26 protein-coding genes are annotated in these 23,494 nt (G+C 69.8%); 9 read left to right on the top strand and 17 right to left on the bottom strand.

Annotated elements, in window-relative coordinates; translation table 11 throughout:
- Window position 1 precedes the first annotated feature (1 nt).
- The 4 genes from ABD161_RS12045 to ABD161_RS12030 form a co-directional block, all read right to left on the bottom strand.
- Window positions 2-316, bottom strand: a complete 315-nt coding sequence (locus ABD161_RS12045) for a hypothetical protein (RefSeq protein WP_344003185.1) — start codon at window positions 314-316, stop codon at window positions 2-4.
- Entirely contained in the window at window positions 313-1,947 is a 1,635-nt protein-coding gene (locus ABD161_RS12040; protein WP_344003182.1) for a radical SAM protein, read from the bottom strand. Before ABD161_RS12040 ends, ABD161_RS12045 begins: the two co-directional genes overlap by 4 nt.
- A 63-nt stretch (window positions 1,948-2,010) precedes the next feature.
- Complete coding sequence (locus ABD161_RS12035) at window positions 2,011-3,630, bottom strand: L-lactate permease (protein ID WP_344003179.1); 1,620 nt, start codon at window positions 3,628-3,630, stop codon at window positions 2,011-2,013.
- 62 nt (window positions 3,631-3,692) lie between these two features.
- The gene (locus ABD161_RS12030; RefSeq protein ID WP_344003176.1) at window positions 3,693-4,547 is read right to left on the bottom strand and encodes an IclR family transcriptional regulator; all 855 of its coding nucleotides are present in this window, start codon (window positions 4,545-4,547) and stop codon (window positions 3,693-3,695) included.
- 91 nt (window positions 4,548-4,638) lie between these two features.
- Here ABD161_RS12030 and ABD161_RS12025 point away from each other — a divergent pair, with 91 nt between their 5' ends.
- Both ABD161_RS12025 and ABD161_RS12020 read left to right on the top strand, forming a co-directional pair.
- Window positions 4,639-6,003, top strand: a complete 1,365-nt coding sequence (locus ABD161_RS12025; RefSeq protein WP_344003173.1) for an aminomethyl transferase family protein — start codon at window positions 4,639-4,641, stop codon at window positions 6,001-6,003.
- A gap of 30 nt (window positions 6,004-6,033) precedes the next feature.
- Window positions 6,034-6,573: a YaeQ family protein gene (locus ABD161_RS12020; RefSeq protein ID WP_344003170.1), complete on the top strand. Its 540-nt coding sequence runs from the start codon at window positions 6,034-6,036 to the stop codon at window positions 6,571-6,573.
- Window positions 6,574-6,640: 67 nt separating this feature from the next.
- Here the strand turns inward: ABD161_RS12020 and ABD161_RS12015 are convergent, their stop codons facing one another.
- From ABD161_RS12015 to ABD161_RS11990, 6 genes are all read right to left on the bottom strand, one after another.
- Window positions 6,641-6,928 carry a hypothetical protein gene (locus ABD161_RS12015; RefSeq protein WP_135114350.1) on the bottom strand — a complete coding sequence of 96 codons (288 nt, stop codon included), beginning with the start codon at window positions 6,926-6,928 and terminating at the stop codon, window positions 6,641-6,643.
- A 94-nt stretch (window positions 6,929-7,022) separates the two neighbouring features.
- Window positions 7,023-8,195, bottom strand: coding sequence for an MFS transporter (locus tag ABD161_RS12010; RefSeq protein ID WP_344003167.1), 1,173 nt, complete (start codon window positions 8,193-8,195; stop codon window positions 7,023-7,025).
- A 182-nt stretch (window positions 8,196-8,377) separates the two neighbouring features.
- Window positions 8,378-8,785, bottom strand: coding sequence for an arsenate reductase ArsC (locus ABD161_RS12005; RefSeq protein ID WP_344003164.1), 408 nt, complete (start codon window positions 8,783-8,785; stop codon window positions 8,378-8,380).
- A 65-nt stretch (window positions 8,786-8,850) separates the two neighbouring features.
- Window positions 8,851-10,356, bottom strand: a complete 1,506-nt coding sequence (locus ABD161_RS12000; RefSeq protein WP_344003161.1) for a SulP family inorganic anion transporter — start codon at window positions 10,354-10,356, stop codon at window positions 8,851-8,853.
- A gap of 70 nt (window positions 10,357-10,426) precedes the next feature.
- Window positions 10,427-11,296 (bottom strand): metalloregulator ArsR/SmtB family transcription factor, encoded by an 870-nt coding sequence (locus tag ABD161_RS11995; protein WP_344003157.1) that lies wholly within the window; start codon window positions 11,294-11,296, stop codon window positions 10,427-10,429.
- A 61-nt stretch (window positions 11,297-11,357) separates the two neighbouring features.
- Window positions 11,358-12,719, bottom strand: coding sequence for an NAD(P)-binding domain-containing protein (locus ABD161_RS11990; protein WP_344003154.1), 1,362 nt, complete (start codon window positions 12,717-12,719; stop codon window positions 11,358-11,360).
- 99 nt (window positions 12,720-12,818) lie between these two features.
- Here ABD161_RS11990 and ABD161_RS11985 point away from each other — a divergent pair, with 99 nt between their 5' ends.
- From ABD161_RS11985 to ABD161_RS11975, 3 genes are read left to right on the top strand one after another with little or no spacing between them, the layout of a single operon-like run.
- A complete protein-coding gene (locus ABD161_RS11985) occupies window positions 12,819-13,160 on the top strand; it encodes a metalloregulator ArsR/SmtB family transcription factor (protein WP_344003151.1) in 342 nt (113 codons plus the stop codon).
- Window positions 13,161-13,214: 54 nt separating this feature from the next.
- Window positions 13,215-13,421: a hypothetical protein gene (locus ABD161_RS11980; protein ID WP_135114357.1), complete on the top strand. Its 207-nt coding sequence runs from the start codon at window positions 13,215-13,217 to the stop codon at window positions 13,419-13,421.
- Window positions 13,384-13,836, top strand: a complete 453-nt coding sequence (locus ABD161_RS11975; protein ID WP_344003147.1) for a DUF6098 family protein — start codon at window positions 13,384-13,386, stop codon at window positions 13,834-13,836. The genes ABD161_RS11980 and ABD161_RS11975 overlap by 38 nt, the downstream gene beginning before the upstream one ends.
- Before the next feature lie 13 nt (window positions 13,837-13,849).
- On the opposite strand, the gene ABD161_RS11970 is transcribed toward ABD161_RS11975, so the two are convergent.
- The 4 genes from ABD161_RS11970 to ABD161_RS11955 form a co-directional block, all read right to left on the bottom strand.
- On the bottom strand, window positions 13,850-15,643 hold the full coding sequence (locus ABD161_RS11970; RefSeq protein WP_344003144.1) for an ATP-binding protein: 1,794 nt from the start codon (window positions 15,641-15,643) through the stop codon (window positions 13,850-13,852).
- Window positions 15,644-15,765: 122 nt separating this feature from the next.
- The gene (locus ABD161_RS11965; RefSeq protein ID WP_344003141.1) at window positions 15,766-16,680 is read right to left on the bottom strand and encodes a carbohydrate ABC transporter permease; all 915 of its coding nucleotides are present in this window, start codon (window positions 16,678-16,680) and stop codon (window positions 15,766-15,768) included.
- Complete coding sequence (locus ABD161_RS11960) at window positions 16,677-17,609, bottom strand: carbohydrate ABC transporter permease (RefSeq protein WP_344003138.1); 933 nt, start codon at window positions 17,607-17,609, stop codon at window positions 16,677-16,679. Before ABD161_RS11960 ends, ABD161_RS11965 begins: the two co-directional genes overlap by 4 nt.
- A gap of 32 nt (window positions 17,610-17,641) precedes the next feature.
- A complete protein-coding gene (locus ABD161_RS11955; RefSeq protein WP_344003135.1) occupies window positions 17,642-18,634 on the bottom strand; it encodes a type 2 periplasmic-binding domain-containing protein in 993 nt (330 codons plus the stop codon).
- Between the two features lie 615 nt (window positions 18,635-19,249).
- On the opposite strand from ABD161_RS11955, the gene ABD161_RS11950 reads away from it, so the two are divergent.
- On the top strand, window positions 19,250-19,735 hold the full coding sequence (locus ABD161_RS11950) for a YciE/YciF ferroxidase family protein (RefSeq protein ID WP_344003132.1): 486 nt from the start codon (window positions 19,250-19,252) through the stop codon (window positions 19,733-19,735).
- 56 nt (window positions 19,736-19,791) lie between these two features.
- Here ABD161_RS11950 and ABD161_RS11945 read toward each other — a convergent pair whose 3' ends face one another.
- Both ABD161_RS11945 and ABD161_RS11940 read right to left on the bottom strand, forming a co-directional pair.
- Entirely contained in the window at window positions 19,792-20,469 is a 678-nt protein-coding gene (locus tag ABD161_RS11945) for a DUF6766 family protein (RefSeq protein WP_344003129.1), read from the bottom strand.
- A gap of 5 nt (window positions 20,470-20,474) precedes the next feature.
- A complete protein-coding gene (locus tag ABD161_RS11940; RefSeq protein ID WP_167760738.1) occupies window positions 20,475-20,615 on the bottom strand; it encodes a hypothetical protein in 141 nt (46 codons plus the stop codon).
- Between the two features lie 180 nt (window positions 20,616-20,795).
- Between ABD161_RS11940 and ABD161_RS11935 the strand changes: the two genes are divergently transcribed.
- Both ABD161_RS11935 and ABD161_RS11930 read left to right on the top strand, forming a co-directional pair.
- Complete coding sequence (locus tag ABD161_RS11935; RefSeq protein WP_344003125.1) at window positions 20,796-21,272, top strand: SRPBCC family protein; 477 nt, start codon at window positions 20,796-20,798, stop codon at window positions 21,270-21,272.
- A gap of 147 nt (window positions 21,273-21,419) precedes the next feature.
- On the top strand, window positions 21,420-21,746 hold the full coding sequence (locus tag ABD161_RS11930) for a DUF7882 family protein (RefSeq protein WP_344003122.1): 327 nt from the start codon (window positions 21,420-21,422) through the stop codon (window positions 21,744-21,746).
- Window positions 21,747-21,813: 67 nt separating this feature from the next.
- On the opposite strand, the gene ABD161_RS11925 is transcribed toward ABD161_RS11930, so the two are convergent.
- Window positions 21,814-22,158, bottom strand: a complete 345-nt coding sequence (locus tag ABD161_RS11925) for a DUF7882 family protein (RefSeq protein ID WP_135114364.1) — start codon at window positions 22,156-22,158, stop codon at window positions 21,814-21,816.
- A 179-nt stretch (window positions 22,159-22,337) separates the two neighbouring features.
- On the opposite strand from ABD161_RS11925, the gene ABD161_RS11920 reads away from it, so the two are divergent.
- The gene (locus ABD161_RS11920; RefSeq protein ID WP_344003119.1) at window positions 22,338-23,444 is read left to right on the top strand and encodes a 5-methyltetrahydropteroyltriglutamate--homocysteine S-methyltransferase; all 1,107 of its coding nucleotides are present in this window, start codon (window positions 22,338-22,340) and stop codon (window positions 23,442-23,444) included.
- Window positions 23,445-23,494 lie beyond the last annotated feature (50 nt).

The raw sequence follows: 23,494 nt of genomic DNA, 5'->3' as shown, positions 1-23,494 counted from the left end.
GTCAGCCGCCGAAGACCCTGATCCACAGCAGCACCCAGAACGGGATCGCCGCCGCCGACAGCACCGCGATCACCGACAGGTACAGCAGCACAACGCGGGTGTCGCCGAGGCAGCACTTCGATCGCAGCAGCCCCGCGCGCCGCGCCCGCGCGTAGCCGGCGATCGCGACGCCGCTGAACACGAGCAGCGCGACGGGGCCGAACACGCAGGTGATGAGCGCGACGGTCGTGAAGACGCAGAGCTTGAGCGGATCGAATGCGGGCACCGGATCGCCGACGCTCGCGTCGTAGCGATTGAGCCCCTCGTACGCGGTCATGACGCCACCACCGGAAGCTGCGCCCGCCCGCCGGTCTCGCGGACCTCGCTCATCCGCGCGGCGCGCTCGCGCGATCCGGTCGCCGTCGACAGTCGGGTGCGGCCGAGCGGCGCCCACGCCTGCACCGCGCAGAAGGGCGCGCACTGGTGCGCGTCGGTGGTCTCGTTGACGGTGGCGACGTGCACGCAGCACTGGGTGAGACGCTCCTCGATCATCGTGTTGATGTCCATGAACGGCTTGATGGTGATCCGCTTCACGCGCTCGCCCATCATCCGACGAAGCCGTTGATGCTGGCCGGGAAGCTGCGACGCGGCGAGGGTGGCGAGCGTGCCGATGCCGAGGTCGCAGCTCGCGCAGATGTCGCGCCAGATGTCGACCATCGACGGGTGCGACAGCGACGACTGCTCGCTCAGCAGATCGAGCAGCGACGTCTTCACGACCTCGCGGATCTTCTTGTTCACACCCGAGTCGGCGATCCGGTTGGCGAGGAGATCCGGCTCGAGCTCGAGGAACTCCTTGAGCCGGTCGTGGCCGATCAGCCCGACGAGCGACTTCCACTCGCCGGCATCGTCCTTGAGCAGGTAGCCGACCGAGCAGCAGTGGGGATGGCTGCACGGGAGGGCGGTGAGGTCGCGCCACGTGACGGTGTCGCCGGTCTGCGGCCCCAGCCGCGCCAGCACACCGGTGTGCGTCAGCCGGTCATCCGGATCGATCCCGGCCGAGCGGCCCGATCCGAACACCGGCTGGATGGTCACGCCGCCCACGAAGGGCGTGTCCATCGCGCGGCGGATCACATCCCCGATCTCGTCGTCGTTCACGCCGAGCGCCGCGGTCATGGTGAGCGTCGTGAAGACTCCGGCGGCGGACAGCCGCTCGAGCGCCCGCTCCTTGAACCGCCGGATGTCCGCTCCGCGGTGGTACGCCGACGCCTCCTTCGACTCGCCGTCGTACTGAAGGTAGATCTCCACGCGCTGCCGGTGCTTCTTCAGCACCTCGACGAAGGCGTCGTCCTGCGCGATCCGCAGCCCGTTGGAGTTGATCAGGATGCGCACCACGGGGCGGGCCACGAGATGCTCGAGCAGCTGCTCGAGCCACGGGTACAGCGTCGGCTCGCCGCCCGAGAGCATCAGCACGTCGATGCGGCCGTTCTCGCGCGCGAGGCGGGCGTCGACCGATGCCAGCACCTCGGCCAGGGGAGCGACCGCGCTCGCCGCGGGGCTCGACTCGGCGAAGCACGTGGGGCAGCGCAGGTTGCAGTGGTCGGTGATGTCCTCGAGCAGGATGCAGGTGTGCTGCGTCTGCATCTGCGGCAGGCCGTCCTCGTACGCCGACGGCACCGGCTTGAAGTTGCCGATCACATCGGGCGTGTGCATCTTCGTGGGGGCGGTCCACTCCTCGAGGTACCGCAGGATGTCGGCCGACTCGTCGTACATCGTCCGCACCAGGCCGTGCTCGGGGCAGCCGCGCTCGAGCCAGATCGTGCCGTCGCGGTCGGCGAGCCAGCCGGACAGCCGCTGCACCTCGGCGAGCGGGCGATCCGGATCCTCCTCGTGGCAGCGCGGGCAGAACGCGTTGACGTAGCGATGGATCCGGTGGTCGCGAAGCGGCATCCCTGCGGTGGGCTGGCTCATGGCGCTCAGACTAGGGGCACGGATGCCCGTTGGTCAGTCGTCCGTTCGGAGGGGACGAGCGTGTCAACCCGGGTAGGGCATCACGAGCGACAGCAGCATCACCCACACGCACACGACGCCGAGCATCGCCAGGCTCCAGCCGATCACCGCCCGCAGGATCTCGCCCTCCCGGCCGGTCAGCCCGACGGCGCCGGCGGCGATCGCGATCGACTGGGGCGACACGAGCTTCGCGACCGCGCCGCCCGAGGTGTTCGCCGCGACGAGCAGCGTCGGGTCGACCCCGATCTGGTTCGCGGTGACCGTCTGCAGGCCCGCGAACAGGGTGTTGTTGTTCACGACCGATCCGGTGATGAAGACGCCGAACCAGCCGATCACCGGCGCGAGCAGCGGGAAGACCGCCCCCAGCCCCGCGATCGCCGTGCCGATGCTCGTCGAGCCGCCCGAGTGGTTCGCGACGTTCGCGACGATCAGCACCAGGGTGATCAGCACGATCGGCTGCCAGAGCGCGCGCAGCGTCTCGCGCAGCTCGCGCCAGAGGTCGCCCGAGCGCAGCTGCGGCGTGGTGAAGAACGTGATGACGACGGCGATCAGGATGGCCGTGCCCGTGGCGTTCACGGGCGTCCACTCCCAGACGGTCGCCACCGGCTCGTCCTTGCCGAAGGGCACGATCACGCCGGTCACCCCGGGGATCGGCACCCGCGCGACGAGCCCCGACAGCGGACCGTCGACCGCGAAGAGCGACTTGAACCACGGCAGGCTCCACACGCACACCACCGCAGTCAGGATGTAGAACGGGCTCCACGCGACGACCACGTCGCCGAAGCTCTGCGACGCGCGGCCCGGATCGGGAGCGCCGTCCTCCCGGTAGATCCGCCGCGGCGTCCAGGCGCGTCCGACGGCGAACACCACGACCATCGTCAGCAGGCCCGGGACGACGTCGGCGAGGTCCGGGCCGAGGAAGATCAGCACCGCCGCCTGGCTGGCGCTGAAGGCGACGCTGACCGCGGCCGTCATCGGCAGGGTCTCGCGGATGCCGCGCCAGCCGTCGAGGATCAGCACCAGCAGGAACGGGGTCACGAGCGCCAGCAGCTGCAGCACGATCACCATCTGCAGCGACAGGTCGGCGAGCTCGACGCCGCCGACCTGCGCGCCGACGATCACGGGGATGCCGATGGCCCCGTATGCGCCGGCGGCGACGTTCGCGACGAGCGACAGCATCGCCGCCTTCACCGGGCCGAAGCCCAGCTGCACAAGCAGGGCGGCGCAGATCGCGATGGGGACGCCGAAGCCGGCGGCGCCCTCCAGGAAGGCGCCGAACGCGAAGCTGATCAGCAGCACCTGCACGCGCTGGTCGGGCGAGACGCCCGCGATGCTGGCCCGGATCACATCGAACCGTCCGCTCGCGACGGTGAGCCGGTACAGCCAGACGGCCATCACGATGATGTAGGCGATCGGCCACAGTGAGGTCAGGATGCCCGACAGCGAGGCGCCGGCGATCGATCCGAGCGGCATCCCGAACGGCCACGCGGCGATCGCGATCTGCAGCACGGTCGCGATGATCCCGGCCGTGACGCCCTTCATCTTGAAGACGACGAGGCACAACAGGAAGACCAGGATCGGCACGGCGGCCGTCAGCGCGGACAGCGCGATCGCGCCGAGGGGATCGATCTGCTGATTCCACATGGCCGCCACGGTAGCGGCACCGCGCGACGCGGGGATAGACCGCGGGTGTCTCGGGCGGGCGCCTACCGAGTGCGCCGTTCGAGGAAGCGCATCGAGTCGGGGGAGGACGAGACCAGCGCGCGGAGGTTGCCGCCCGGCAGCGCGCGCGGGTGGCTCGCCGGCAGGTACGCCCGCAGGAGGGCGTCGCCGATCCGGTGCGCCGTCTCCCGCAGCAGCTCCGCCGTGCGATGCACCGACTTGCCGTCGTTGGGGATCACCGCCCCGAGCGCGCCGACGACGACGTCCTCCGATCCGCGCACCGGCACCGCCAGCCCGCGCGAGGCGGGATGGATCCAGCCGTCGGTGACCGCGTAGCCACGCGCGAGGGTGGCGTCGACCGCGGCACGCAGGGCGTCGGCCGTCGCCGGGCCCGCGGTGGTCAGGGGCCGGATCCCCTGCGCTATCACGGCGTCGAGAAGGCCCGGCTCGCCGAACGCGAGGAAGACCAGCCCGCTCGAGGAGTGCTGGATGGGGATGCGGCCGCCGACGATGGATCCGTTGATCACGGCGTCCGGGGCCGAGATCCGCTCGAGGATGAGCACGTCGGTGTCGATGCGCACACTCAGCTGCACGTGCTGGCCGATGACGTCGTGCAGCCGCCGGAGGTAGGGCTCGGCGATCTCGCGCAGGCCGAGTGCGCCGGGCGTCTTGCTGCCGATCTCCCACAGCCGGTTGCCGAGCCGGTAGGTCCGACCGGCGGCCGGCTCGAGCAGGCCGTGGTCGACGAGCTCGGCGACGATGCGATGCACGGAGGAGACGGGGATGCCGGAGCGGCGGTGGATCTGCGTGAGCGTCAGGAAGGGCTGATCGGCCCCGAACGCGTCGAGCACCGCCAGGACGCGCGTGAGCGCCGACGTGCCGTTCGACGCGCGGGACATCCGTCCTCCCTTTCAACGGAAAGCAATCTATCCGGCCGTCGGGCATCGTTTCTAGGCTTCCGGCACCCGCCCCCGATCGAAGGAGATCGAGATGTCAGAGACCCTCGCCCAGGCGCTCGCCCGTGTGGGAGACCCCGTGCAGCTGCTGCGCGACGTCGACTACCCGGCCTTCACCTTCCCCGTGCATCCGGAGTTCACGAACTGGCGCTCCGAGTCGCGGTCGTGGAACGAGACGGTCGCGCTCATGGATCAGTCGCACCACATGACCCAGCTGTTCCTCACGGGCGCCGACATCGCCGAGGTGCTCAGCCCCATCGCGGTGAACACGTTCGCGAACTTCCGTCCCGGCGTCGCCAAGCAGCTCATCTCGGTGAACCACGAGGGGAAGGTGATCGGCGACGGCATCCTGTTCAACCTGAATCACGCGACCGCGCAGGGCGAGAGCGTCGTGCTGATCGGCCACCACGTGCTGATCGACTGGGTGCGCTTCCACGTCGAGCGGGCGGGAAAGGACGTGCAGCACCGCCTCGAGGGCAACTCGAACATGCGCGAGGGCGATCCGACCTTCTACCGCTACGAGCTGCAGGGGCCCCGCGCGCACGACGTGCTCGAGAAGCTGCTCGGCGGGCCCGTGCCCGACGTGAAGTTCTTCCACATCCACGACTTCGCGTTCGCCGGCACGACCGTCCAGGGCCTGCGGCACGGCATGGCCGGCCAGCCCGGCTTCGAGTTCTTCGGCCCGTACGCCGAGGGCGAGACCGTGCGCCAGGCGCTGCTCGACGCGGGCGCCGAGTTCGACATCGTGCGGATCGGTGCCAAGGCGTACTCGGTCACGCCGCTCGAGTCCGGATGGGTGCCCACGCCGTTCCCCGCGATCTTCGGCGACGACCCGCTGTTCGCCGAGTACCGCGAGTGGCTGCCCCTGGCCCGCGCGGGATCGATCGGCGGATCGCTCTCCGGACCGGTCGATGGCTTCCTCCTGACTCCGTACGACCTGGGGCTCGGTCGCTCGGTGAAGTTCGACCACGACTTCATCGGCCGCGAGGCGCTGGAGCGGATCGCGGAGGCGCCCGCGCGCCGCAAGGTCACGCTGATCTGGGATGCGGCGGACGTCGCGAAGATCGTCGAGTCGCAGCTGACTCCGGGCACGCCGGCCAAGTACCTCGAGTTCCCCAAGGCACGGTACGGCTTCTACCAGTTCGACGAGGTGCAGCAGGACGGGCGCCGCGTGGGGGTCTCCACCGACGCCGGCTACGTCGCCTACGACCAGCTCTACCTGTCGCTCGCGTCGGTCGATGTGGACGTGCCGGATGGTGCGCGCGTCGAGGTCGTGTGGGGCGAGGAGCCGAACTCCGCCAAGCGCAACGTCGAGCCGCACGTCCAGACGCGCATCGGGGCCACCGTCGCGCCGGCGCCGTACCACGACTACGCACGCACGACGTATCGCGATCTGTAGGGCCCCGCGCGCCGCGTAGGCTCGTGCCTCATGGCCCTTTCCGCGGTGATCCACACGTTCGACGTGCAGCTGGCGGATGTCGACCGCGGTGTGTACGAGGACGAGACGCTCCGCGTCGCGCGGCACCCGTCGGAGACCGACGCGAACATGATCCTGCGCGTGCTCGCCTCCCGCCTCGAGTTCGAGGAGGGGATCGCGTTCACCGAGGGGATCTCGTCGACGGATGAGCCCGCCGTGCTCGTGCGCGACCGCACCGGCCGCGTCACGGCGTGGATCGAGGTCGGGGCGCCCGCCGCCGAGCGCCTCCACTACGGCAGCAAGCTCGCCGACCGGACGGTCGTGTACACGCACCGCGAGCCGGGGAAGCTGCTGGCGTCGTGGGCCGGGAAGCGCATCCACCGCGCCGGCGACATCGTCCTGTACACGTTCGATCCGGGTTTCCTCGACGGTGCGGTCGCGGCGCTTGCACGCCGCAACACCATGACGGTCTCGGTCACCGAGCGGCAGCTCTACCTCGAGCTCAACGGCACGGCGCTGAGTTCGGCGATCGGCGAGCACCGCATCGAGTGACGCCTCCGGACGGACGCGACGGCGCCCGGCGTCCCTCGCGGGTCGCCGGGCGCTCCTCGTGGGGTGCTCAGCCCTCGGCCTGAGACGGGTGGCCCTCGTCGGGCAGCACGCTCGCGTCGGCGGGGTCGGACGGATCCTCGCCCTCCGCCTGCGACGGGTGCTCGCTCTGCTCGCCCTGGTCGCGGGAGGGTGCGTCCGCCATGGCGAGGCCGTCCTCATCCGGTGCCTCGGCCGCGGGGCCTTCGTCGACCGTGGGGTCCTCGCCCGTGCTCAGGTCGGGGTCCTCGCTGACGAGGTCGTCCTCGGGGCCGCGCTCGTCGCGCGTGGGGTCGATGTTCTCGGGTGTGCTGTTCATTGGATGCTCCTCCCGTTCGGTGCATCCAGCCTCGCGCGGCCGCGCGACCGGCGCGAGGGGATTGACAGGGAGCGGATGGCCTCGCGCCCCGCGCTCACGACAGGCGCGCGGCGCCCGCGGCGCAGAGCGCCACGACGGCGGCGGCGAGCGCCATCGCCGTGTATCCGCCGGCGGCCGTCGCGGCGAGGGGTCCCAGGGCGGGGCCGAGTGCGGCGACGACCGTGACCGGGGCGGCGAAGACGCCGTTGATCGCGCCGTAGCTGCGGGTGCCCCACCGCTCGGCGACGGCGGATCCCTGCACGAGCGTCTGCGCGCCGCGCACCGCGCCGGCGGCGACCGCGACGGCGATCAGCAGCCACGCCGGGCCCGGGATCACCGCGAGCAGCGCCAGGGCGACGGCCGACAGCCCGGCGGTCGCGGCCAGCGGCACCCACGGCGCCGCGGTGTGCGGGATCGCGACGTAGATCAGGCGCCCGATCACCTGTCCCGCGCCGAGCAGTCCGAGCGCCCACGCCGACAGGGTGTAGTCGAGCCCCTTCTCCAGGAACAGCGGGATGATCGCGAGCGTCACCATGTACAGCGACGCGGCAACGAGCACGGTCGAGATGGTCAGCGCGAGGAAGCGGCGGGTGCGCACGACGGTGCCGAGCCGATGATCCGGGTCGTCGTCCGTGGCCGCCGGCAGCGGCTGCCAGATCGGCTCCAGGGTGAACCAGTGAAGCGGGATGGTCGTGACCGCGAGCACCGCGGCGAGGAGGAGAAAGGCGGTGCGCCAGTCGGTCGCCGTCAGCAGGGCCGCCACGATCGGTGCGAACACGGTGGACGCGAGACCGCCCGCGAGGGTCAGCACCGTCATCGCGCCGTGCCGCCGGGTGCGATACCGCCGGGCGAGCACGGTGAACGCGGCCTGATACAGCACTGCCGCCTGCGCCGATCCGGCGACGAGCCATCCGATCCCGAACCACACGGGGTCGGGCGCCAGGGCGACGATCGCGAGGCCCGCCGAACCGACAGCGCTGCCGAGCGTCATGATCGCGCGCGGGCCGTGCTTGTCGAGGCGGCGCCCCACCGGCACGCCCGCGAGGGCCGAGGCGATCAGGCCCGCCGAGAACAGCGAGGTGACGAGGGCCAGCGGCCATCCGGTGTCCTCCGCCACGACGGGCGCGGCGACGATCATCGCGTAGAAGAGGATGCCCCAGCTGATGACCTGGCCGATCGAGAGCGCGGCGAGGCGCCACGGCTGCCAGGGCTCGGGGGCGGCATCCATCGCGGTTCCTTCGTACGGGGGCACGTGATCGTACCGACCCGGGATGACGCGAGGGAAAGAAGGGGCCCCGCACGGCGAGCGGTCGTCCGATGAAAGGGGGGAGATCAGCGGACGGCCACTCGGGAAACGGTTGCCGTGCGGGGCCGCAAAGGCGGGTCAGGGATCGGGCCCCGACCCGGGTCTCAGGCGGCCTGGGGCGCGATCTCGGCGATCAGCGCCTCGATGCGGGAGCGGATGTCGTCGCGGATCGCGCGCACCGCCTCCGTGCCCTGGCCGGCCGGGTCGTCGAGCTGCCAGTCCTCGTACCGCTTGCCGGGGAAGATCGGGCAGGCGTCGCCGCAGCCCATCGTGATGACGACATCCGACTCGCGCACGGCGTCGACGGTGAGCACCTTCGGGGTGCGCCCCGCGATGTCGATGCCCTCCTCGGCCATGACCTCGACCGCGACGGGGTTGATCTGGTCCTTCGGCTCGGAGCCGGCCGAGAGCACCTCGACGCGGTCGCCCGCGAGGGCCTCGAGGTATCCGGCGGCCATCTGCGAGCGCCCGGCGTTGTGGACGCACACGAAGAGCACGGTGGGCTTGGTCATGTCTGAAAGCATAGACCACCGTCTATGGGTTCTGCAATGCCGGATCCCGATCCGTGGCGGCCCCGTCAGTGCCCGGCGCCGAGCCCTCCGGAGAGCCGGCCGTGGAAGCGCGTGGTGGCGTCGTTCATCCCGATGATCTCGACGGTCGCGCCGTGGCGCTCGTACTTCGTCGTGATCGCGTCGAGCGCGGCGACCGACGACGCATCCCAGACGTGGGAGCGCGTCATGTCGATCACCACACGCGGCGGATCTGCGACGTACTCGAACTGCGTCGTGAGGTCGTTCGACGAGGCGAAGAACAGCTCTCCGACCACGGTGTAGCGTGCCTCGGTTCCGTCCGCTGAGACGGTGCGCTCGACGGTCGTGAAGTGCGCGACGCGGCGGGCGAACAGCACGGCGGCGACCACGACGCCGAGGATCACGCCGATCGCGAGGTTGTGGGTGATGACCGTCAGCGCGACCGTGGCGACCATCACCGCGGTCTCGCTCTTGGGCATCCGCTTGAGCGTCGAGGGAAGGATGCTGTGCCAGTCGAACGTCAGGGCCGACACCATGATCATCACGGCGACGAGCGCCGCCATCGGGATGATCGCGACGACGTCTCCCAGCACGACGACCAGGATCAGCAGGAAGACGCCGGCGAGGAACGTCGAGATGCGGGTGCGGGCGCCCGACGCCTTCACGTTGATCATCGTCTGGCCGATCATCGCGCAGCCGCCCATGCCGCCGAACAGGCCCGACAGGACGTTCGCCACTCCCTGCCCCCACGACTCGCGCGTCTTCGACGACCGGGTGTCGGTGATGTCGTCCACGAGCTTGGCGGTCATGAGCGACTCGAGCAGACCGACGGCGGCGAGCGCGAGCGCGTAGGGGCCGATGATCCCGAGCGTCTCGAGCGTGAGCGGCACGTTCGGGATCAGCAGGAACGGCAGGCTCTCGGGCAGCGCGCCCTGGTCGCCGACGGTCGGCACGTCGATCGCGAACACCACCACGACCGCCGTGAGCAGGACGATCGCCACGAGCGGCGCCGGGATCACCCGGGTCAGCTTGGGGAACAGCCACAGCAGCAGCAGGCCGGCGATGACGAGCGGGTAGACCATCCAGGGAACGTCCACGAGCTGCTCGAGCTGCGACAGGAAGATCAGGACGGCGAGCGCGTTCACGAAGCCGACCATCACGCTGCGCGGGATGAACCGCATCAGCTTCGCGACGCCGAGCAGGCCGAGCGCGACCTGGATGACACCGCCGAGGATGACGGTCGCGAGCAGGTAGTCGAGGCCGTGGTCGCGCATCACGGGCGCGATCACGAGCGCGACGGCGCCCGTGGCCGCCGAGATCATCGCCGGCCGTCCGCCGAGGAACGCGATGGCGACCGCCATCACGAACGACGAGAACAGCCCGACGCGGGGGTCGACGCCCGCGATGATCGAGAACGCGATGGCCTCGGGGATGAGCGCGAGAGCCACGACGAGCCCGGCCAGCACCTCGCGCGTCAGCAGCCGCGGCGATCGCAGCGCGTCGCGCACCGAGGTCGCGAACCGTCCGTCGGTCGACGTCAGGACAGGGGGCATGGATCCTCCGGGGTGAATCTCGCAGCGGCCGACAGCCATCGACCTGCTCACGGAACGCTGAGCGGGCGGGTCAGACCAGTTCGTCGAGCAGGCCGCGGATGCGGCGCTCGATGTCGTCGCGGATGGGACGGACGCCGTCGAGCGGAAGGCCCGCCGGGTCGTCCAGCTCCCAGTCGAGGTAGCGGCGACCAGGGTAGATCGGGCAGGCGTCGCCGCAGCCCATCGTGATCACGACGTCCGCAGCGCGCACCGCCTCGTCGGTGAGCGGCTTCGGGAACTCGCCCCCCACGGGAACGCCGATCTCGTCCAGCGCCGTCGCGATCGTCGACCGCATCTCGGGGGCGGGCATCGAGCCTGCCGTCCGCACGGTGACCCGATCGCCCGCGAGATGGCGCAGGATGGCCGCGGCCAGCTGCGAACGCCCCGCGTTCTGCACGCAGACGAACAGCACCTCGGGCTTCTCCGGCCGCTCGCCCTGGGCGCGCGCGAGCGCCTCGAGTCGCGTGGCGGCGAACGCGGCGGTCCGGGAGGCGAGCTGCTTCAGCGGGGCGTCGCCGCGCGAGAGCAGGTCGTGGCTCTCGTGCACGTACGCCTCGACCGTCTCGGGGCTGAACGTGCCGCGGAAGCGCAGCGCGAGATCCGCCGAGATGCGATCGAGGTCGGGCGTCGCCCGCGCGGGGGTTGCGCCGACGAGGGAGGCGACGGTGTCGATGTGATCGGGAGCGACGGAGAACCACGCGCGGCGGCCATCCGGCTCCCGCACGACGAGCCCCTCGTCCCGGAGCGCCCGCATGTGGTGGCTCACGGTCGGCTGGCGCAGGCCGAGCTCCTCGGCGAGCTCGCCCACGCGGGCGCGCCCGCCCGGGGCTCCGAGGATCAGTCGCAGGATGCGCGCGCGCGTCGGATCCGCGATCGTCGCGAGCGATCCGGTGGCATCCATAGATCCGAGTCTATGACCGGAGGGCCCGAGGTGCGCGTCCCGCGCCAGGAGGGCCGGGTCGCTACGCGCAGCAGGAGCTCCCCGCCGTCGCCGGCGTCGCGGCACCCGCGGGGGCGTCGCAGCCGCCGGCGTCGGTGGAGCACGCCCCCGTCGCGGGGAGCACGAGCTCCACGCGGCCCGCCGACTCGACGTCGCCCGCGAGCCAGGCGACGACCGACCGCACCTGCTCGTAGCCCGTCTTCAGCAGGAAGGTCGGCGCGCGGCCGTAGCTCTTCATCCCGACGAGGAAGAACCCCGACTCGGGATGTGCGAGCTCACGGTAGCCGTGGGGCGAGACGGTGCCGCACGAGTGCTCGTTCGGGTCGATCAGGGGCGCGAGGCGCCGGGGTGCCTCGACGATGTCGTCGAGCTCCAGGCGCAGCTCGCGCAGCATGCCGAGGTCGGGCCGGAAGCCGGTCGCGACGACGACGACGTCCGTGTCGTGCGCGGCGGCCTCCCCGCCGCGGCGCCCGTGCAGGCGCAGGCCGTCGGCGGTGCGCTCGGCGCGGAGCGTCTCGAAGCGGTCGACGACCTCGATCCGGCCGTCCGCGATGAGGCGCTGCACACGCGACCCCAGCGCGCCGCGGCCCTCGAGCTCGTCGCCGTCCGACGAGATCCGCGCCGCCGACGGGTTGCGGATGAGCCAGGTGATGCGGGTGGCCGGCTCGTCGACGGCGAGCGACGCCAGGGCGATGAGCGTGTTCGCCGCGGAGTGACCCGCGCCGACGACGGTGACGTGGCGTCCGGCGACGCGCGCGCGGTCGCGGCCGAGCACGTCGGGCAGCGCCGGCAGCACGCGGTCGGCGACGTCGCCCCAGCCGAGCGGGTCGAGCCCGCCGGAGCCGAGCGGATTCGCCTGCCCCCAGGTGCCCGACGCGTCGACGACCGCGCGCGCGCTCTCATCCACGACCGTGCCGTCGGCGAGGCGCAGGCGCAGGGCGAACGGCGCCTGCGAGCGGCCGCGGGTGCGGGTGCGGTCCATTCCCTCGCGCGTCACCGCGAGCACCTCCACGCCGCGGCGGATGTGGGGTGCGATCGCCTCGTGCGCGGCGAGCGGCTCGAGGTAGTCGGCGACGAGCTCGGCGCCGCTCGGTGCGCGCGTGGGGCGGGGCACGCTCCAGCCGGTGCCGGTCAGCAGGCGGGCGGCGGCGTCGTCGACGAGGTGCTCCCACGGCGAGAACAGTCGCGTGTGGCCCCACTCGCGGATCGCCGCGCCGACCGCATCGCCGCGCTCGTAGATCACGAAGGGGATCTCGCGCTCGGCGAGGTGGGCGGCCGCGGCAAGCCCGATCGGACCGGCGCCGATGATCGCGACGGGAAGGGCGGTGAGCCGCGCGTCGGGCCGCGACGCGACGGGCGCGGGCATGAGGTCGAGCAGGGTCATGGTGTCTCCAACCGGATCGCATCGAAGGATATCGATGTTCGTCGATGGACAGTCTGCCCCCATGTATCGAAGTTCGTCAATATCGACTAGCATCGATGTATGCCCACCGCCCTTCCGGTCATCCAGCCGGCCGTCTGCTGCGCCCCGCTCGTGCGCGAGCCGCTCGGCGCCTCGGACGCCGAGGACCTCGCTCGCGTGATGAAGGCGCTCGCCGACCCGGCCCGGCTGCGGCTGCTGTCGATCGTCGCCGCCTCGGAGGGCGAGGAGGCCTGCGTGTGCGACCTGATCGAGCCGGTCGGGCTCGCGCAGCCGACCGTCTCGCACCACCTGAAGATCCTGACCGAGGCCGGGTTCCTGTCGCGCAGCAAGCGCGGCACGTGGGCGTACTACGCGCTCGTCCCCGGCTCGCTGGAGCGGATCGCCGACGTCCTGCGGCCGTGACCGACGCGTGTCAACCCGTTGAACCGCGGTGCCCGCGCGCATAGCGTCGCCGGTATGAACGCTGAACTCCCTGACATCCACGAGTGGTACCCCCGCCTCTCCATCGGGGGCAAGCACGCGCTCCGCGACAGCGGTGGCGAGCTCTCCGACGACGTCCGCGCCGAGATCGCCGAGATCACCGGATCGGATGTCCCCTCCGACGCGTCGCTGAGCGAGGAAGACCGTGACTTCATCCGGACCCAGTCCGAGCAGGTCGACTGATCTGCGCACGCTGACGACCCTCGCCGAGCTGGCGGAGCTCGTCCGCTCGCGCGAGCAGTCGTACGTGCGGTACTCGGAGGGGCCGCGGCACGACGCGTCCGAGCAGAGCCGCGACACCGAGAGCGGGCTCGACCTGCCCGGTCTGTCCGTCAACCCGCTCCACCCCGAGGCCTGGTGGACGCGGCCCCTCGAGGACTGGCTCGCACGCCAGGTGTGCCAGTACGCCGAGCTGGCAGAGAAGAACCCGGATCGCTACGCCTGGGTGCTCGACGGGCGCACCGTCGGGCGCGGCTCCGACTGCGAGCCGCTGCTGACGGAGGTGGAGCCGCTCGCCGCGCTCTCGCCCGAGCTGCTCGAGGAGGCGATCGCCCGCTACGAAGAGCGGTTCGAGGCCGGGCGCGGGCCGGAGGACTGAGCCGTTCCCCTCGTCAGCCCTCCCAATGATCGCCGAACAGGGTCCATTCGCTTGGGAGTGGTGTGGCTTCCTCTGTTGCCGGCGGCGAAGCGGCCGTCTCCTTGTGCTTCTGGGAGGGAAACGAAGTGCCGGGGCCGTATGTCACGCTAGGTCCGCGCGTTGCCTCGGAGGTCTTCATGAGGACATTACGGTCAACGAGATCGCTGAGGACACGTGAAGCCTGGACCGTATCGAGGTCCAGCAGGAGTCGGGTGACCCGCCCGTTGATGGTGCCGGTCTCCTTGACGTAGTCGATGATCTTGCGGTCCACCTGGTCCGTCGTGCGTCGACGATAAGAAACCGCCGCACCCAACGCGACTAGCGCATCTTCTCTGAGTCGAAAGACCTGATCTGTCCGTCGCGCGCTCTCCCGGGTCGGCTCAAGCATTGCGACATCGCTGGTTGCAAGGCGGACCAGGACGGCACGGGCCTCATCCACCGTGGGTTTCTGCAGGATCGGGGCGGCTTCCGTGGCGTTGATGGTGCGCTTCGCAAGCAACGTCAAGAGGACAAGCATCGCGTCTGCGTCGTCACGTTCGTGAGCAGGCAGGGTTGCCACATACTTGGTCAGCGCAGTATTCGGTGCGCCACCCATAAGCGCCACTCGGACGTGGTCCGGGTCGGCCGTGTAGATCGGGGGCTGATGACCGACGCGCGCCATCTCCGCGTACATCCGATCGACGCCGGTTCCGGCTGTCTCGGCCAATCCAAGAAATCTCAATGCTCCGGCGAGGTTACTATTGCGCGGTCGGGAAGAAGTCGTGAGGACATTGTCGATCCGCACGCCCGACACCAGACCCCCGGGTGACGTCACCGCCAGCTGGGTCTGGGTGTGCTCGACCGAGATCCTTCCCGAGCCGGACCGATACTCGCGATGCATCGCCGCGTTGACGATTGCCTCACGGAGTGCGCCCTCGGGCAAATCGGCGATATGGAGTTGCTGACCTCCGCGTAGGGAAACCGGCGTGCGGTCGTTGCGCGCCTCTACATACTCGAACGTCCGAAGTATCGCTGTGAGCAGCGGGCCGCCGAGGATTTCGTTCACGGTGATCGCTCCGGAGGGTGTCCGTCGGTGTGTATAAGCGATCCGCTCGGCCGGGGTCTCGCCCGCAGTGAAGAGCAGTGCGCCACCGCGCGTCAGCGTTTGCTCGGAAGTGACTACGCCAAGCGCGCGGAGGAGTGCTATATCGGTCGCAGTGGAGAATGCTCGCCGGGTGGCGTCGGGAAGCTGAGCGAGGAGGGACCTTGCGTTACTGAGGGCCACGGCATCCGCCGCAGAAGTGGGGATGCCGCTGTTCTCCGCGCTCCAGTCCAAGCCGCGGCGCTCATCCAGCACGACGGCAATCCGGTCGGCGGTCATGGGCTCGCAGCTCATGCCCACGCGCTCGGTTGGTACCTTCCCGTCCGCGCTGTGAACCTGCAGGCTCCGCGGCACGTTGATGACTACGACAGGGCCGTGCGCCGTTTCTGATCGTTCGACATCGACGAGCAATGGTGGCTCGGTCAACTGATGAATGCGAAGCCGCGTGGCGTCAGGGTCGAGATCGGTACCCGTGAAGGCTTCCGGACCGGCGACCTTGTCGGCGACGCCCACTACTACGGCGCCGCCACTCGCGTTTGCGAAGCACGCGGCCGCACGGGCGGCGGTCTTCAGGAGGTCGTCACGAGATCGGCCATGCTCCTTGAAGTCGATCGTCGAGGTCTCGATGTCGGCCGCTCTCGCGCCGGCGGCAATCCGGTCGATTGCGGCAAGGACGTCTGCCTGCATAGTTTCATCCTAGTTTTGCGTAAGCCTTACGCGTAAGGGTAGTGCAAAACTCCGGCAAAACTAGGCGTCTCGTCGTGCCATCTTCGAGGCCGGGCGCGGGCCGGAGGACTGAGCCCTCCGCCTCACCCCTTCACGCCGCCGGCGACCACGCCCTCGATGATGTGCTTCTGGGCGACGAAGAACAGGATGATCATCGGGATCGTCGTGATGACGCTGGCGGTGATCAGGATCTCCCAGTGCCACTCGCCGCCGAAGCCGAAGTTGTCGACGAGCGTCTTCAGCCCGCGGGGCACCGTGAACGTCGCCGAGTCCCGCAGGTAGATCAGCGCCCGCATCAGGTCGGTCCACACCGCCTGCACCTCGAACGCGACGGTCACGGCGAGAGCCGGCCGCGTCAGCGGCAGCGTGACGCGCCAGAACACCTGCCACGGGTTGGCGCCGTCCACGCGCGCGGCGTCGAACAGATCGCGGGGCAGCGACAGCATGAACTGCCGCAGCAGGAAGATGTAGAACGCGCTGCCGAACAGGTTGTGCGCCCACATCGGGGTGAGGGTGTTCACCGCCCCGAGGGAGTTCCAGATCAGGAAGGTCGGGATCATCGTGACCGCGCCCGGCAGCATCATCGACCCGAGTACCAGGGCGAACAGCGCCCCGCGGCCGCGGAAGCGGTAGAACGCGAACGCCCACGCGACCATCGCGCTCGAGATCGTGACGGCTCCCGCGGCGAGGGCCGTGACGACCACCGTGTTCAGCAGCCAGACGGCGAGGGGCGCGTCCTGCCAGACCTGCACGTAGTTGTCCAGCGTGAACGTCTCGGGGATGATCCGGTTGTCGAAGACCTCGCCGCGCGGCTTGAACGACGCGCTCACGAGCGACACGAACGGGTAGACGAAGATCACCGCGATCAGCGAGAGCGCGACGATCGACAGGATGCGCCCGACGCTGCGACGGCGCCCGCGCGACGGCAGCGGCGCCTCCTGGCGCGCGACCGCGGGGGCCTCGACGACGCCCGTGAGCCGCTCGGTCATCGCGCTCATCGTCCCGACCCTCCCTCGTAGTGCACGAGGCGCCGCGACACGAACGCCTGGATCGCGGTGACGACCATGATCACCAGGAACAGCAGCCACGCCATGGCGGAGGCGTACCCCATGTTGAGGAACTGGAACGCCTGCTGGAACAGGTAGATCACGTAGAACAGCGCCGCGTCGTTGCCGTAGGTCGTGTTCCCGGCCCCGAAGAAGGCCGTGTACGCCTCGTCGAAGGTCTGCAGGCCCGCGATGGTGTTGACCACCACGACGAGGAACACCGCCGGGCTGATCATCGGCAGCGTCACGCTGAAGAACCGGCGCCAGGCGCCCGCGCCGTCGAGGGTGGCCGACTCGTACAGCTCCTCCGGCACCCCGCGGAGGGCGGCGAGCAGGATGAGCACCGACGATCCGACGGTCCACAGGCTCATGATCACGAGTCCCGGTTTCACCCAGGCGGGGTCGGTCGTCCACGAGGGGCCGTCGATGCCGACGGTGTCGAGGGCCGAGTTGATCAGGCCGCTCTGCCCGTTGAAGAGCAGCAGGAACAGGATGCCCACGGCGACCGGGGGCGTCATCTTCGGCAGGAAGAAGACCGTGCGGAAGAACCCGGATGCGCGCCCCGCGCGGGCGAGGAGCAGCGCGAGCGCGAGCGAGACGGCGACGTACAGCGGCACCTGCACCACGGTGAAGAACAGCGTGTTCGTGAGCGCGAGCGAGATCTTCGGGTCGGCGAACAGCTCGGCGTAGTTGTCGAAGCCGACGAACGACGGGTCGTTGATCACGTCGTAGTCGGTGAGCGAGAGGTAGGCGCTGTAGATGAGCGGCCACGCGGTGAAGACGGCGAACCCGATGAGCCACGGGGCGAGGAAGAGCACCGCAGCGCGGTTCTCCCGCACGCGCCCGCGTCGACGGCGCGGCACCGGGGGAGGCGAGGACACGCCCCTCGCCTCCCCGGTCGACGCGAGCGCGGTCACTCGCCCTCCTCGCCCATCTTCTGCCACGCCTCATCCAGCGCCTTCTGCGCGGTCTCCTGCGCCTGTGCCAGCGCGTCGGCCGGCTCCGCCTCGCCCGACAGGACGCTGTTGACCGCATCCTGCATCGCGGTCTCGAACTCGGCGTCGGCGGGGCTCGCCGGCAGGGCGAACGTGTGGTCGTTCGCCTCGTACATCGCCTCGACCGCGGTGTCCCAGGGCTCGCCGCCCGAGGTGACCATTCCCTGGATGAGGTCGTCGGCCTCGGCGTTGCCGGTCAGCAGGCCGGTGAAGGGCTTCCCCTCCTCGTTGCGCAGATCCACACGCGCCTTGGCCGCCGCCTCCCACGAGTCGACGGCGGTCATCACCCGGGCCCAGCGGCACGCGGCCTCCGGGTTCGCCGCGCCGGCCGGGATCGCCCACGCCGAACCCGACGCGAATGCGATCGGCTCGCCCTGGCGATCCTTCACCGTGTCGAACGCGACCGGCGCATCCGGCGACACGTCGTTGAGCACGTTGATGTACCACTGCTCCATCGGCATCGCGCCGAGCACACCGGTCGCGAACTGGTTTCCCTCGCCGAAGAAGTCGGCCGAATCGCGGAACGCCTTCACGTCGCCGAAGCCGCCCTGCGCGTCGTAGATGCCGACGGCCCACTCGAGCGCCTCGACGGCCTTCGGGTCGTCGAGCTGCGCCGTGCGGCCGTCCTCGCTGATCAGGTCGACACCGTTCGCCTTCGCCCAGAGCGGGAAGAACTCCGGCAGCTTGCTGTCGACGCCGATGACGCCGAGCTTGCCGCCCTCCGACTTCGTCAGCGCCTCGTTCGCGGCGGTCATCGCCTCCCAGTCCGATCCGTCGACATCCGACAGGGACAGCCCCGCCGCATCCAGCAGATCGGAGTTCGCCATCGTGACCTGGACGACGTTGAACTCGGGGATGCCGTAGATCTGGCCGTCGAGCGTGACCTGCGCCAGCGCCGACTCGACGAACATGCCGGTGTCGATCCCTTCTCCCTCGATGCAGCGCTCGAGAGGCAGGATGGCGCCGCGCGCGGCAGCGAGCCGAGCTGGTCGCGGTTCGCGTAGATGAGGTCGGGCGGGTCGCCCGTCGCCGCGGCGGACAGGAACTGCTGAAGGTCGAGCTCGCCGTCGGCGACCTTCACGTCCACACCGTCGCCGAGCGCCTCCTTGGCGAGATCCATGCGGGTTGTGGCCACCTCGTCCACTCCGCCGAAGCCCATCACGCTGAGCTCGCCCTCCAGCTCGGCCTCGGGATCGTACTGGGCACCGCCGTCGTCGGCACCGCCCGTGCCGACCGCGCAGCCGCCGAGCACGAGCGCGCCGCCGGCGATCATCGCGGCAGCCGCTGTCCGGATCCGTCTCATCGATCCACTCCCTCCGCGTGGCTCCCCTGACGGAAAAGTAAGGAGGTCGGAGGTGCGGGGTGAGCGGCTTGACAGAAGCGCTTCTCGGGTGGTGCCGCTGAGCGGGACGCGCGGATTAGCGGCGAACAGCGGGCCGCGCAATCCCCTCGCGGCGGACGTGCACCCTGCCTAGCGTCGAGGACACCGACCGACCGTCGGATCACGTCCGAGCCAAGGAGGACCCATGAGTCAGAACCACCTCGAGACTCCCGAAGACCTGCTGCGCTTCAAGCTGCGCGTCGCGATGACGATGGAGGAGGACTCGCTGGCAGCGCTCGGCGAGCTCGCCGAGGCCGCGCAGACGGCCGACATCAAGAAGCTGTTCCGCCACCACGCCGACGAGACCCGTGAGCAGATCGAGAACCTCAAGAAGGTGTTCCAGCTGCTCGAGGTGCCCGAGTCCTCGGCCCCGTCGCCCGCCACCAAGGGCATCAGCAAGCATGCGGAGTCGCTCATCCAGCGCAGCGCGCCCGAGCTCCGCGACCAGATCACGCTGTCGGCGGCGCTCGGCAACGAGCACTACGAGATGGCCGCGTACGAGGGCCTCATCCTGCCGGTGACGGCGATGGGCGCCACGGATGCGCTCAAGCTCCTCCAGGACAACTGCGACCAGGAGATCCACACCAGCGAGGAGCTCTCGACGCGCCTGCGCGAACTCCTCGGCGTCTGACCCACCACACGACGGAGGGCCGGTGCATCGCGCACCAGCCCTTCGTCGTGTGGGTCCTACTCCGACTCGAGGGCCGAGACCCCGTTCGGGGTGCCAACCGGCTTCGACTCGGCCGACCCGCGCTGGCGGAGGTAGATCGAGAACGCGACCATGCAGCCGACCGCGAGGAACTCCGACTGCCAGTTCTGCAGCGTCCGGTTCCAGAACTCGGGATCCATCACGTATGCCCCCCACGTGATCGGCAGCTCGCCGTGCTGCGCCGCCTCCTCGTTCGCCACGGCGTGCCCGGCGAGCGACTGCGCGAACCAGGACAGCAGGAACACGAGCCCCATCACGATCAGCAGCGAGTCCGAGTAGAGCCACAGCCGGATGCCGCGCACGCGTGCCCACGCCGGCGAGTCCCTGCGCGAGTGCTCGGCGATCATCTGGTCCTCGTCGGATCCCAGTCCCTCGTCTCCGGGCTTCTTCGACTCGGGCGACCCGCGCTGGACGAGCCAGACGGTGGCGAGGATGAACACGAAGAACTGCAGGAACTCCGACTGCCAGTTCTCGGAGAGGTCGACCATGAACGTCGAGGACGTCACGAACTCGCCGAACGAGATCGGGGCGAGGCCGTGGCTGACCAGCTCGTCGTTCTCGTAGGCGTGCCCCGCGACCGCCTGCAGCGCGACGGTGGCGACGAACAGGAACAGGAAGAAGAACGTCAGGCCGTTGTCTCGGAGTGCGCGTCGCATCGTCGTCACCTTCCCATCAGCGGAATCGCGATCATCACGGCGAGGCCGCCGACGACGATCGTCATCCACGACCAGAACGACGCACGCATTCCGGCCGTCTCCTCGATGAACGACTGCGACTCGGTCTTGTCCTGTGTCTCTGCCATGCCGAGAAGATACGGGAGGGCGCCGGCCGGGGGATAAGGGCTTGACGCGCTCGCTCGTCGCGTGTGGCGGGTCTTCGCGCTCTAACCCTTGCTTCGCGGCGAGTCAACCCCGTTCATGACGAAGACGTGCCGACCTAGCGTCGAAGTACACAAGCCGAGAACGACGACGAGGAGGACCTCATGACCACGACCGTGACCGCTGAGATCGATGTGGATGCACCGGTTTCCACCGTCTACAACCAGTGGACGCAGTTCGAGTCGTTCCCCGAGTATCTGGGCGCAGTGAAGTCGGTGCAGCAGATCGACGACGTCCGCACGCACTGGACCGTCAGCATCGCGGGAAAGGAAGAGGACTTCTACGCCGACATCGTGGATCAGGTTCCGGACAGCCACGTCGCTTGGCAGAGCACGGACGGTGCGCTGCATGCAGGCCGCGTCGAGTTCGAGCCCCACGACGGGCAGACCCGCGTGAAGCTGCGCATGGAGTGGGAGCCGGAGGGCTTCATCGAGAAGGTGGGTGCCGCAGTCGGCATCGACGACGCGCAGGCGAAGATGGACCTGCAGCGTTTCAAGAAGTTCATCGAGGAGCGCGGCATCGAGACCGGAGACTGGCGCGGCGAGGTCCACGGACGGCAGGAGACGTCGCCTGACCTGTGATGCGCCGCGAGGCGAAGGGGACGATCGAGATCAATCTGGTCGATATGTGGGGATATCGGCACCAGTTTGATCGGATCGTCCGGCGCCCGCCTCTCTGAGTGGGCTGGGCGTGCTCCACGGTGGCGCGACTCGGGTATCGTCGCCACCGTGGGGCGATTCATTTATGGCGCGGCGGCCGACTCCGTCGACATCGATGACCGGACGCTGGCGCATCTGCGCATCGTGGTGATGAACAAGCTGCGCCGCGGCGAGCCGTTTATGTACGACACCAAGCTGGGCGACGGCATCGGGCGGCGCAGCTTCTGGCTGCACCCGTCGATTCCGCTGCAGTTCCACTTCTCGGGTGGGCGTGCGCCGCGCATCAACCGCGCCTGGCTGGATGAGCTCATGAAGGCGGCGAGCGGGCCGAACGGCCTCACCGTCATGCCGGGGCCGCCGGACCCCGCGCAGGCGCCGCCGGCCGAGAACGCCTGACGACCCCGGACGCAGGAGAAGTCCCCCTCCGCTGCGGTGGAGGGGGACTTCTTCGTGCCGGACAGGCTCAGGCGGCGGGCTCTTCGACCTGCTGGCCGCGGTCCTCCGACGACTCGACGTGCTCGGAGACGAGCGTGATGCCGCCCAGGGCGTTGGCGGAGTGCGCGAGCTCCTCGATCCACTCGCGGTTGAGCTCGGGCGTGACCGGCTCATCGAACTCGAAGCGCACCGGAATCGACGGGTGAAGCCAGATCGTGCTGCGGCCCTGGCCGTCCTCTGCGTGGTGCTGCCACGAGACGGTGAAGCTCTCCTGGCGGCGCAGCTTGGCGACGACGACCACCTTGAGGTGAGCAAGTGCGCGATCCGCGATATGGATGGGGGTGGAGTCGGTGCCGTAGTGAAGGATGCCCATGGCTGGAGGATATCCGGGAACCTTTCGTGCGCAAAATAACTGGCGACAGGCTGACACATACGCCCCGGGCACACCCAATGGGCGGGAGTGTGCGCCGGATCGTCGCCACGATCGGCGGGGATAACGCGGTGTGACATCGGCCCTTCGGCGGTCACCGGGCCGCGGCTAGGCTGGCGCCCGTGACCGTGAACCCCCCGTACCGCGCCGACATCGTCGGCTCCTTCCTCCGTCCGGAGATCCTCAAGGCCGCACGCGCCGACTTCGCCGAGGGCCGCATCGACGCGACCGACCTGCGGGAGGTCGAGGACGCGCAGATCGCCGGGCTCGTGCGAAAGCAGGCCGACAGCGGCCTGGCTCTGGCCACCGACGGCGAGTTCCGCCGATCGTGGTGGCACTTCGACTTCTTCGACGGCCTCGAGGGCGTGTCGATCGTCGACACCGACCACGGCCTGCCGTTCCAGGGAGTGCAGACGCGCCAGAAGGCGGTGCAGGTCAACGGCCGCATCGGCTTCGGCGAGCACCCGCACGTCGACCACTTCCGCGCGCTGCTGCCGCTGGCCGAAGCGGCGGGCGTGCAGGCGAAGGCGACGATCCCCTCGCCCACGGTGCTCGACTTCCGCGTCGAGCCGCAGAACATCGTCGGCGGCTACGGCAGCCGCGACGAGTACGTCGACGACCTCGTCGAGGCGTACCGGGGCGCGGTGCGCGCGTTCTACGACGCCGGGGGTCGCTACCTGCAGTTCGACGACACCGCGTGGGCGTACCTGTGCAGCGACGTGGAGCTGGAGCGGGCCCGCACCGAGCGCGGCATCCAGACCGAGGGACTCGGCGAGCGGTACGCGTCGATCCTCAACCGCGTGCTCGAGGGAAAGCCCGACGACCTCACCGTGACGACGCACATCTGTCGCGGCAACTTCCGCTCGACCTGGATCTCCTCGGGCGGCTACGAGCCGATCGCCGAGCAGCTGTTCGGCGTCGCCTACGACGGCTTCTTCCTCGAGTTCGACGACGACCGCTCGGGCGGGTTCGAGCCGCTGCGCTTCCTGCCGAAGGGCGAGCAGACGGTTGTGCTCGGCCTCGTCACCACCAAGAGCGGCGCCCTCGAGGACGTCGACGCGGTCAAGCGCCGCATCGACGAGGCCGCGACCTTCGCCCCGCTCGAGCAGCTGGCGCTCAGCCCCCAGTGCGGCTTCGCGTCGACGGAGGAGGGCAACGTCCTCACCGAGGACGAGCAGTGGGCGAAGATCCGCGAGGTCGTGGAGATCGCTGGTTCTGTGTGGAAGTAGTGCCCCCTGCTCGTTGAGCGAGCGAAGCGAGTCGAAACGGCCCGGACTTC

Source organism: Microbacterium paludicola (assembly GCF_039529675.1).
GTDB classification, from domain to species: domain Bacteria; phylum Actinomycetota; class Actinomycetes; order Actinomycetales; family Microbacteriaceae; genus Microbacterium; species Microbacterium paludicola.
The sequence above is the reverse complement of the archived record's forward strand: the minus strand, read 5'-3'. Positions and strand labels throughout refer to the sequence as shown.

What these genes read in the sequence shown, in the direction of transcription:
- ABD161_RS12045 (WP_344003185.1), bottom strand. Translation starts at nt 316, where the DNA reads ATGACCGCGTACGAGGGGCTCAATCGCTACGACGCGAGCGTCGGCGAT.
- ABD161_RS12040 (WP_344003182.1), bottom strand. Translation starts at nt 1,947, where the DNA reads ATGAGCCAGCCCACCGCAGGGATGCCGCTTCGCGACCACCGGATCCAT.
- ABD161_RS12035 (WP_344003179.1), bottom strand. Translation starts at nt 3,630, where the DNA reads ATGTGGAATCAGCAGATCGATCCCCTCGGCGCGATCGCGCTGTCCGCG.
- ABD161_RS12030 (WP_344003176.1), bottom strand. Translation starts at nt 4,547, where the DNA reads ATGTCCCGCGCGTCGAACGGCACGTCGGCGCTCACGCGCGTCCTGGCG.
- ABD161_RS12025 (WP_344003173.1), top strand. Translation starts at nt 4,639, where the DNA reads ATGTCAGAGACCCTCGCCCAGGCGCTCGCCCGTGTGGGAGACCCCGTG.
- ABD161_RS12020 (WP_344003170.1), top strand. Translation starts at nt 6,034, where the DNA reads ATGGCCCTTTCCGCGGTGATCCACACGTTCGACGTGCAGCTGGCGGAT.
- ABD161_RS12015 (WP_135114350.1), bottom strand. Translation starts at nt 6,928, where the DNA reads ATGAACAGCACACCCGAGAACATCGACCCCACGCGCGACGAGCGCGGC.
- ABD161_RS12010 (WP_344003167.1), bottom strand. Translation starts at nt 8,195, where the DNA reads ATGGATGCCGCCCCCGAGCCCTGGCAGCCGTGGCGCCTCGCCGCGCTC.
- ABD161_RS12005 (WP_344003164.1), bottom strand. Translation starts at nt 8,785, where the DNA reads ATGACCAAGCCCACCGTGCTCTTCGTGTGCGTCCACAACGCCGGGCGC.
- ABD161_RS12000 (WP_344003161.1), bottom strand. Translation starts at nt 10,356, where the DNA reads ATGCCCCCTGTCCTGACGTCGACCGACGGACGGTTCGCGACCTCGGTG.
- ABD161_RS11995 (WP_344003157.1), bottom strand. Translation starts at nt 11,296, where the DNA reads ATGGATGCCACCGGATCGCTCGCGACGATCGCGGATCCGACGCGCGCG.
- ABD161_RS11990 (WP_344003154.1), bottom strand. Translation starts at nt 12,719, where the DNA reads ATGACCCTGCTCGACCTCATGCCCGCGCCCGTCGCGTCGCGGCCCGAC.
- ABD161_RS11985 (WP_344003151.1), top strand. Translation starts at nt 12,819, where the DNA reads ATGCCCACCGCCCTTCCGGTCATCCAGCCGGCCGTCTGCTGCGCCCCG.
- ABD161_RS11980 (WP_135114357.1), top strand. Translation starts at nt 13,215, where the DNA reads ATGAACGCTGAACTCCCTGACATCCACGAGTGGTACCCCCGCCTCTCC.
- ABD161_RS11970 (WP_344003144.1), bottom strand. Translation starts at nt 15,643, where the DNA reads ATGCAGGCAGACGTCCTTGCCGCAATCGACCGGATTGCCGCCGGCGCG.
- ABD161_RS11965 (WP_344003141.1), bottom strand. Translation starts at nt 16,680, where the DNA reads ATGAGCGCGATGACCGAGCGGCTCACGGGCGTCGTCGAGGCCCCCGCG.
- ABD161_RS11955 (WP_344003135.1), bottom strand. Translation starts at nt 18,634, where the DNA reads ATGTTCGTCGAGTCGGCGCTGGCGCAGGTCACGCTCGACGGCCAGATC.
- ABD161_RS11950 (WP_344003132.1), top strand. Translation starts at nt 19,250, where the DNA reads ATGAGTCAGAACCACCTCGAGACTCCCGAAGACCTGCTGCGCTTCAAG.
- ABD161_RS11945 (WP_344003129.1), bottom strand. Translation starts at nt 20,469, where the DNA reads ATGCGACGCGCACTCCGAGACAACGGCCTGACGTTCTTCTTCCTGTTC.
- ABD161_RS11940 (WP_167760738.1), bottom strand. Translation starts at nt 20,615, where the DNA reads ATGGCAGAGACACAGGACAAGACCGAGTCGCAGTCGTTCATCGAGGAG.
- ABD161_RS11935 (WP_344003125.1), top strand. Translation starts at nt 20,796, where the DNA reads ATGACCACGACCGTGACCGCTGAGATCGATGTGGATGCACCGGTTTCC.
- ABD161_RS11925 (WP_135114364.1), bottom strand. Translation starts at nt 22,158, where the DNA reads ATGGGCATCCTTCACTACGGCACCGACTCCACCCCCATCCATATCGCG.